The organism is Rhizomicrobium sp. (assembly GCF_056722145.1).
Genome location: NZ_JBWZET010000106.1, coordinates 1 through 6,580, shown reverse-complemented (window position 1 = coordinate 6,580; position 6,580 = coordinate 1). Strand labels below are relative to the sequence as shown.

At 64.3% G+C, this 6,580-nt stretch carries 11 protein-coding genes; 6 read left to right on the top strand and 5 right to left on the bottom strand.

Going from position 1 to position 6,580, the window contains the following annotated elements; genetic code table 11:
• Nucleotides 1-476 (top strand): phosphoribosylamine--glycine ligase (locus AC1P6P_RS05815; RefSeq protein ID WP_481401492.1); only part of this gene is annotated, 476 nt, incomplete at its 5' end.
• A 99-nt stretch (nt 477-575) separates the two neighbouring features.
• Here AC1P6P_RS05815 and AC1P6P_RS05810 read toward each other — a convergent pair.
• On the bottom strand, nt 576-1,070 hold the full coding sequence (locus AC1P6P_RS05810) for an FKBP-type peptidyl-prolyl cis-trans isomerase (protein ID WP_481401491.1): 495 nt from the start codon (nt 1,068-1,070) through the stop codon (nt 576-578).
• A gap of 179 nt (nt 1,071-1,249) precedes the next feature.
• Between AC1P6P_RS05810 and AC1P6P_RS05805 the strand changes: the two genes are divergently transcribed.
• Both AC1P6P_RS05805 and AC1P6P_RS05800 read left to right on the top strand, forming a co-directional pair.
• Complete coding sequence (locus AC1P6P_RS05805; protein WP_481401490.1) at nt 1,250-2,398, top strand: sensor histidine kinase; 1,149 nt, start codon at nt 1,250-1,252, stop codon at nt 2,396-2,398.
• 64 nt (nt 2,399-2,462) lie between these two features.
• On the top strand, nt 2,463-3,086 hold the full coding sequence (locus tag AC1P6P_RS05800) for a phosphatase PAP2 family protein (protein WP_481401489.1): 624 nt from the start codon (nt 2,463-2,465) through the stop codon (nt 3,084-3,086).
• Nucleotides 3,087-3,187: 101 nt separating this feature from the next.
• Here AC1P6P_RS05800 and AC1P6P_RS05795 read toward each other — a convergent pair whose 3' ends face one another.
• Entirely contained in the window at nt 3,188-3,850 is a 663-nt protein-coding gene (locus AC1P6P_RS05795) for a glutathione S-transferase family protein (RefSeq protein ID WP_481401488.1), read from the bottom strand.
• 52 nt (nt 3,851-3,902) lie between these two features.
• Entirely contained in the window at nt 3,903-4,355 is a 453-nt protein-coding gene (locus AC1P6P_RS05790) for a nucleoside deaminase (protein ID WP_481401487.1), read from the bottom strand.
• A 14-nt stretch (nt 4,356-4,369) separates the two neighbouring features.
• Between AC1P6P_RS05790 and AC1P6P_RS05785 the strand changes: the two genes are divergently transcribed.
• Both AC1P6P_RS05785 and AC1P6P_RS05780 read left to right on the top strand, forming a co-directional pair.
• Entirely contained in the window at nt 4,370-5,248 is an 879-nt protein-coding gene (locus AC1P6P_RS05785; protein WP_481401486.1) for a pseudouridine synthase, read from the top strand.
• Between the two features lie 116 nt (nt 5,249-5,364).
• Entirely contained in the window at nt 5,365-5,577 is a 213-nt protein-coding gene (locus AC1P6P_RS05780; protein ID WP_481401485.1) for a hypothetical protein, read from the top strand.
• Here the strand turns inward: AC1P6P_RS05780 and AC1P6P_RS05775 are convergent.
• Nucleotides 5,574-5,837, bottom strand: coding sequence for a hypothetical protein (locus tag AC1P6P_RS05775; protein WP_481401484.1), 264 nt, complete (start codon nt 5,835-5,837; stop codon nt 5,574-5,576). The two genes, AC1P6P_RS05780 and AC1P6P_RS05775, sit on opposite strands and share 4 nt — an antisense overlap.
• Before the next feature lie 138 nt (nt 5,838-5,975).
• Between AC1P6P_RS05775 and AC1P6P_RS05770 the strand changes: the two genes are divergently transcribed.
• Nucleotides 5,976-6,404 (top strand): hypothetical protein, encoded by a 429-nt coding sequence (locus AC1P6P_RS05770; RefSeq protein ID WP_481401483.1) that lies wholly within the window; start codon nt 5,976-5,978, stop codon nt 6,402-6,404.
• On the opposite strand, the gene AC1P6P_RS05765 is transcribed toward AC1P6P_RS05770, so the two are convergent.
• On the bottom strand, nt 6,384-6,580 hold a 197-nt coding region (locus AC1P6P_RS05765; RefSeq protein WP_481401482.1), incomplete at its 5' end, for a GFA family protein. The genes AC1P6P_RS05770 and AC1P6P_RS05765 overlap by 21 nt on opposite strands.

Genomic DNA, 6,580 nt, shown 5'->3' with positions numbered 1-6,580 from the left:
TGTTCGCCGGGCTGATGATCAAGAACGGCGAGCCCAAGCTGATCGAATTCAACTGCCGCTTCGGCGATCCCGAGACCCAGGTGATCCTGCCGCGGTTGAAGTCGGACCTGCTCACGGTGCTGATCGCCGCCCGCGACGGCCTGCTCGACCAGGTCGATCTGCGCTGGCACGACGACGTCGCGCTGACGGTGGTGATGGCGACCAAGGGCTATCCCGGCGACTATTCCAAGGGCTCGGAAATCCGCGGCCTCGAAGCCGCTGCCAAGCTGGCGGGCGTGACGATTTTCCATGCCGGTACGGCGCTGAACGACGGCAAGCTGGTGGCGAGCGGCGGCCGGGTGCTCAACATCACCGCTACCGCCCCGACCGTGGGCGAAGCCCGCACCCGCGCCTATGCCGCCGTCGACACGATCGACTGGCCCGATGGCTTCTGCCGCCGCGACATCGCCTGGCGGGCGCTGGCGCGAAAAAACTGAACGCCATCTCGTCGCGGTTTTCTGCCCCCGCGGACGAACCGATTATCGCGTTCGCACCTGGACCGCGGGGGGAAGTGCCCGTAAGGGCAAAGGGGGCACCTACTGTCCGACGGCGGCGCAGTCGGGAATGACCTTCAGTATTTCGACTTCGAACACCAGCGTCTGGTTGGGCGGGATCACGCCGTTGCCGGCGCCGTCCTTGCCGTAGGCCAGACCGGCGGGGACGACGATGCGCCACTTGTCGCCGGTATGCATCATCTGCAGGGCTTCCACCCAGCCGGGGATGAGCCGGCCGGCGGGGAACGTCGCCGGGGCACCGGGTTCGGTCTGGTCGAACACCTTGCCGTCGATCAGCGAGCCCTTGTAATTCACGGTTACGCAATCCTTACGGCTCGGCTGCGGGCCATCGCCCTTCACCAGCACCTCGTACTGGATGCCGGGGACCTGCACGACGCCGGATTTGTTCGCATTATCCTTGAGGTAGGCCGCGTTCGCCTCCTCGGACAAGGGCCCTCCGGCCGGTTTCGCCTTGCCGTGGCAGGCACCAAGCACAAGAACCATGGCAGCGGCCATTACGGCTGCAATCCGACGCATCGATAATCCCTTTCCCAAAGCCGTCGCGTTTATACACGTTGCCGGCGCCGCATCCACCTCTCGTTATGGCCTGTTAATGCCGCATTAAGCACCCGGCGCGCGAGACGGAAATCCTTGATTAACATGCGTTCTGTAAGGTTGGCTTGGGGCAGGAACATTTGCTCGGGGCGAGGATTGCGATGACGGCCGCTGCCGGAGACCAGATACGCGACAACGCGCTTTATGCGTATCGCTTGTTGGCGGATGAGACCTCGGACATCGTGATCGTCCGAGAGCCGAGCGGAGAAGTCTATTTCGCCTCCCCGGCACTCGAAAAAATCCTCGCGCGCCGGCCGAACGACGTTGCCTATACCAACTTCCTCGACATCATCCATCCCGACGACATCGAGCGCGCCTATGCCATCAATGCCGTGCCGCTGCCGGGACAGAAGCTGACGCAGACCTTCCGCGCCCGTCATGCCGACGGCCACTACGTCTGGCTCGAAACGACCGTACGCGGCATCTACGACCAGATGACGGGGACCTTGCGCAACGTGCTGTCGATCTCGCACGACGTCACCGAGCGCATTGAACACGAACTCGAAATCAAGGCGGCGCAGGAGCGGGCCGAATCCGCCAGCAAGGCGAAATCGCGCTTCCTCGCCAACATGAGCCACGAGCTGCGCACGCCGCTCAACGCCGTGATCGGCTTCACCGACATGATGCGCCAGCGCACGTTCGGGCCGCTCGGCAACGAGAAATACGAAGAATACGCGACGCTGATCTACGATTCCGGCCAGCTGCTGCTCGATCTCATCTCCGACATGCTCGACATGGCCAAGATCGAGGCCGGCAAGCTGGAACTGAACCTCGAAACCGTCGATTTCAACGGCACCGTGGAAGACAGCGTGCGGATGCTGCGCGACCGCGCCGAACAGGCCGGCCTCGAACTCAGCATAGCGATCCCGACGGAGCCGCTGTTCGTCACCGCCGACAAGCGCGCGGTCAAGCAGATCATGCTCAACCTGGTGTCGAACGCGATCAAGTTCACGCCGGCGGGCGGCAGCGTCGGCGTCAGCCTGTACGTGCGGGGCGGCTTCGCCACCATCGCCATCTCCGACACCGGCATCGGCATTCCCACCGATGATCTCGAACGCCTGGGACGGCCGTTCGAGCAGGTCGAAGGCGACCCGATGATCGCCAAATCCGGCGCCGGCCTTGGCCTCGCGCTGGTGCGGGCGCTGACCGAAAAGCATGGCGGCAGCCTGACCATCACCAGCGAAGAAGGCATCGGCACCGACGTGAAGGTCACCTTCCCGATGAGCGCCGACAAGCGCGCGGCGGCATGAAGGGGACCGGGAGCGACCTCACGCCGATTTGACTTGAGCGCCCAGCCGCGGCAAGCAGGGGCCCATGGTTCTGTTGTGGTCTGGGCTGTTCTTCCTCGTACTTGGCGTGGCCTGCGTGGCGATCGACCGCCGCGCGGTGCATGTCCTCTATGACCGCGTCCCGCTCAAGCTGCACAATTTCCTCACCGCCACGACCCACACCGCCAAGGCCGCGCACTGGCTGGCGCTGGCGGTCGTCACCTATCTCGTGACCTGGACGCTGCTGGCGACCGGATCGGCAAATGCGGCGGTGAAGCTGGTGTTCAACTGCGCCCTCGCCTTCGTGCTGGCGCTGGGCGCCGGCAGCGCCGTGATCCATACCATCAAGCTGGTGCTCAGCCGCCGCCGTCCGCGCGACGAGCTGGAGATGGGACTCTACGGCTTCATTCCGTTCGGCTTCGACTTGAAGCGCAACTCGTTTCCCTCCGGCCATTCGCTGACGATCTTCTCGGTCGCCGTGATCGCCACCTCCGTCTGGCCGCTCGGCGCGCCGCTGTGGTTCGCGATCGCGTTGTGGCTCAGCCTGACCCGCGCCCTCCTCACCGCGCACTTTCTCTCCGACGTCTTCGTCGGCATCGGCATCGGCCTGATCGCATCCCGCGAAGTGCTGGTGAACTGGTTCCCGGCGCTGGCGCTGGGGTGGTTTTAAGCCTCTCCCGTCATCCTTCGCGGCCCCGCGCCGCAGCGTGTCAGCGATAGAAACAATCCCTTACAAGCGCCGGGCCGCGAAGGGCGACATGCGGGTGGTGACTATTTCTGCAAAATCGATTTCGCCGCTTCGACGCTTTGCTTGTCGTCGTGGATGCGCGGCGGGACGGCGATGCCCTTCGCTGCCGCGGGCCTTGCCGCGATCTGGTCGATCCAGCGCGTCAGATGATCGAGGCCTTCCACGCTGATCCCACCCCAGGCGTAGCTGCGGGCCCAGCACCAATTGGCGATGTCGGCGATGGAATAGTCGCCGGCGAGGAATTCGTGATCCTTCAGCCGCGCGTCGAGCACCGCCAGCAGGCGCCGGGATTCATTCTGATAGCGGTCGATGGCGGGCTGATAGACTTCATGCCAATAGCGGGAAAATGCGTTCGCCTGCCCCATCATCGGACCCAGGCCGCCCATCTGGAACATCAGCCATTGCATCACCTGGCTGCGACCCTTGGCGTCGGCCGGCATCAGCTTGCCGGTTTTCTCGGCGAGATAGACGAGAATGGCGCCGGATTCGAACACTGCGAAATTATCGGCATCGCGATCGACGATGGCCGGAATGCGCCCGTTGGGATTGATGGCGAGGAACCAATCCGCTTTCTGCTCCCTGGCCGCGAGATCGAGGCGGTGCACCTCGTAGGCAAGCGCGACTTCCTCCAGCATGACGGAAGCCTTGAAGCCGTTCGGCGTCGGCGCGGTGTAAAGATCGATCATCGTTCGCTCGTTTTCGGTTCGGATGATTACATGGGTATGCGGGCGCACCCGTTCAAGCCCGGCGCGCCTTGAAGAACGTTTTCAGCACCGCTCCGGCGGCTTCAGCATCGCCGGCGCGGGCGATTTCCGGGCGATGATGGCAGGTCGGCTGCTCGAAAAACCGCGGTCCGTGAATGACCGCACCGCCTTTCGGGTCTTCGGCGGCGAACACGACGCGGGCGATGCGGGCCATGGCGATGGCGCCCGCACACATGGCGCAGGGCTCGAGCGAGACGAACAGCGTTGTGCCGGTCAGCCGTTCGTTGCCGAGAATGGCGGCGGCGGCGCGGATCACTTCCATTTCGGCGTGGGCGGTGGGGTCTTTTTTCTCGACGATGCGGTTCCCGCTCTGCGCGAGCACTTCGCCCGCCGCCGACACCAGCACCGCCCCGACCGGCACTTCGCCCCGCCCCGCAGCCGCCTGGGCTTCGGCGAGCGCCAGTGCTATGGCTTGTTCGTCATCCATGGCAGATTCCCTTCGTGGCCGATCCTAAACCCAAGTCCAGCGGCAAACGCAAATCCCCGCCGAAGTCCGGCTGGAGCCCGCATTCCGGCTCGATCGATTTCGAGGAGCTGGCGCCGGCGCGGCATTTCGATCGCGACGACAAGGAAGACAAGTCCGATGGCGAACGCATCGCCAAGGTGATTGCGCGCGCCGGCATCTGTTCGCGCCGCGACGCCGAGAAGATCATCGCCGAAGCCCGCGTCACCCTCGACGGCGAAAAGGTCACCACCCCGGCGGTCAAGGTGAATCCCGACCAGGTGGTGGCGATCGACGGCAAGGCGCTCGACGCTCCGCTGCCGGCGCGGCTGTGGCGCTATCACAAGCCGGCAGGGCTCGTCACCACGCACCGCGACCCCGAAGGCCGCCCGACAGTGTTCGCCAACCTGCCGCAAAGCCTGCCGCGCGTCGTGTCGATCGGCCGGCTCGATTTCAATTCCGAAGGCCTGTTGCTGCTCACCAACGACGGCGAGATCGCGCGCCGCCTCGAACTGCCGGCCGGCGGCTGGACGCGCATGTACCGCGCCCGCCTGTTCGGCAAAGTCACCCAGGCCGATCTCGACTCCCTCGCCCAGGGCGTCACCATCGGCAACGTGAAATACGGGCCCGTGGTGGCCGACCTCGAACGCAGCAAAGGCATCTATTCGTGGGCCACGGTGACGCTCAAGGAAGGCAAGAACCGCGAAGTGAAGCGGCTGATGGAAAGCCTTGGGTTGAAAGTCGCGCGCCTCATCCGCGTGCAGTTCGGGCCGTTCCACTTGGGTCAGCTCGAGGAAGGCAAGGTCGAGGAAATTCCCGCCAAAATCTGGCGCGAACAGCTCGGCATCGGCCGCAAGAAGCGCGCAAAAGAAGCCTGAAAACGACAACTTTGTGACGACGGCGCGGTCTTTTCCGGATGACCTGCTATTGGCTTGCGCCTTCGCCCTGAAGTGGTATGAGCAGCGCCGAAAAAGGACAAGAAACGAGGCCTGAGATGAAAAAGTACCAAAAGCCCCAGGCCTATGCCGCGCCGACCAAGGATCAGCGCCATGCCGGCACGTTCGAAGTGCTGGTGCCGCTGCCCGATCGCATCAAGCCGCACCGCCTCGCCGGCCAGTTTCCGACCCAGCAAGCCGCCGAAGGCTGGCTGCACTCCGACGAAGGCCAGGAGGCCATCGCCGACCTGTTCGAAAAGAACAAGCGCTAAAACGCCTCCCGCTCCAGCGCCGCCAGCCCGGGACGGGCGTAGTCTTCATATTCCTCCATATCGCCGAGTTTCATCCGTTCGATCTGATCGAGGGCCACGGCACGATCCGGGCACACGATCTCGGTCGGCGGTGCGTCTTCGTGCAGCCACACCCGCAGCACAAAGCGGTCGAGCAACGGGCGGATTTCGCCGAAAACCCGGAACGCCAGGGCCTGCCGCTGGATATAGGGATCGCTTTTGAACCGCCGCCGTCGCGCCATAAGAACAATTCAAGAACATAAACGCCGGGGAGTCCAGCCACGAGGTCTTGGGGGCGGCAGCGGCGCGGCCGCAAGACGGACGCCAAGCGGCGGATTTTCTGCGATAATCGCGAGATGATTTGCTTTCGCCAAAGCCGCGTGAAACTCGCCGCCCTGACCGCGCTGTTTGCCGCATGGACGATCACGCTGGCCTTCATGGCCTTCGTCGCCGCGTACCTTAACGGGTTGTGGCCCTATGTCGGCCTCAGCGCCCTCATCCCCCTCGCCGCCGCCTTCGCCGTCGCGACGTTTGCCAGCGCCATGAGCTTCGCCCATCCCGCAACGCTGACCACCGACGCCGGCACGCTGGTGTTCACCACTTGGCGCCGCAGCGAAACCATCGCGCTCGCCGACATCGCCGAATTCACTGTGATCCCGCCCACCAGCCGCCTGCGCTCACCCGCCTGCGAAAAGAAAACCGGCCCGCGCAAATTCGTCTCGTTCGGACGGAACTGGGAAAAGACGCCGGAGGAAATTGTGGAGGCGCTGGAAGAAGCGAAGACGGCGCTATTTCCCCTTCCCGAGTAGCGCCTCGCGCCGAGCCAAACTTGCCGGCGGCCATTCTTTTTCCATATCGTAATAGACTTCGAAGGCGCGCGCGCCTTGCGGCAGCACCACCCAGTCGAGCTTCGAGCGGGTGAAGATGTGCACGTCGGGCGGCAGTGCCGAGGGCTGGTCCAGCGTCGCGACGCGCACGAATACCA

Bases quoted from the DNA above. Each gene is read 5' to 3' on its own strand.
- AC1P6P_RS05810 (WP_481401491.1), bottom strand. From the start codon at position 1,070: ATGCGTCGGATTGCAGCCGTAATGGCCGCTGCCATGGTTCTTGTGCTT.
- AC1P6P_RS05780 (WP_481401485.1), top strand. From the start codon at position 5,365: ATGAAAAAGTACCAAAAGCCCCAGGCCTATGCCGCGCCGACCAAGGAT.
- AC1P6P_RS05790 (WP_481401487.1), bottom strand. From the start codon at position 4,355: ATGGATGACGAACAAGCCATAGCACTGGCGCTCGCCGAAGCCCAGGCG.
- AC1P6P_RS05795 (WP_481401488.1), bottom strand. From the start codon at position 3,850: ATGATCGATCTTTACACCGCGCCGACGCCGAACGGCTTCAAGGCTTCC.
- AC1P6P_RS05800 (WP_481401489.1), top strand. From the start codon at position 2,463: ATGGTTCTGTTGTGGTCTGGGCTGTTCTTCCTCGTACTTGGCGTGGCC.
- AC1P6P_RS05805 (WP_481401490.1), top strand. From the start codon at position 1,250: ATGACGGCCGCTGCCGGAGACCAGATACGCGACAACGCGCTTTATGCG.
- AC1P6P_RS05775 (WP_481401484.1), bottom strand. From the start codon at position 5,837: ATGGCGCGACGGCGGCGGTTCAAAAGCGATCCCTATATCCAGCGGCAG.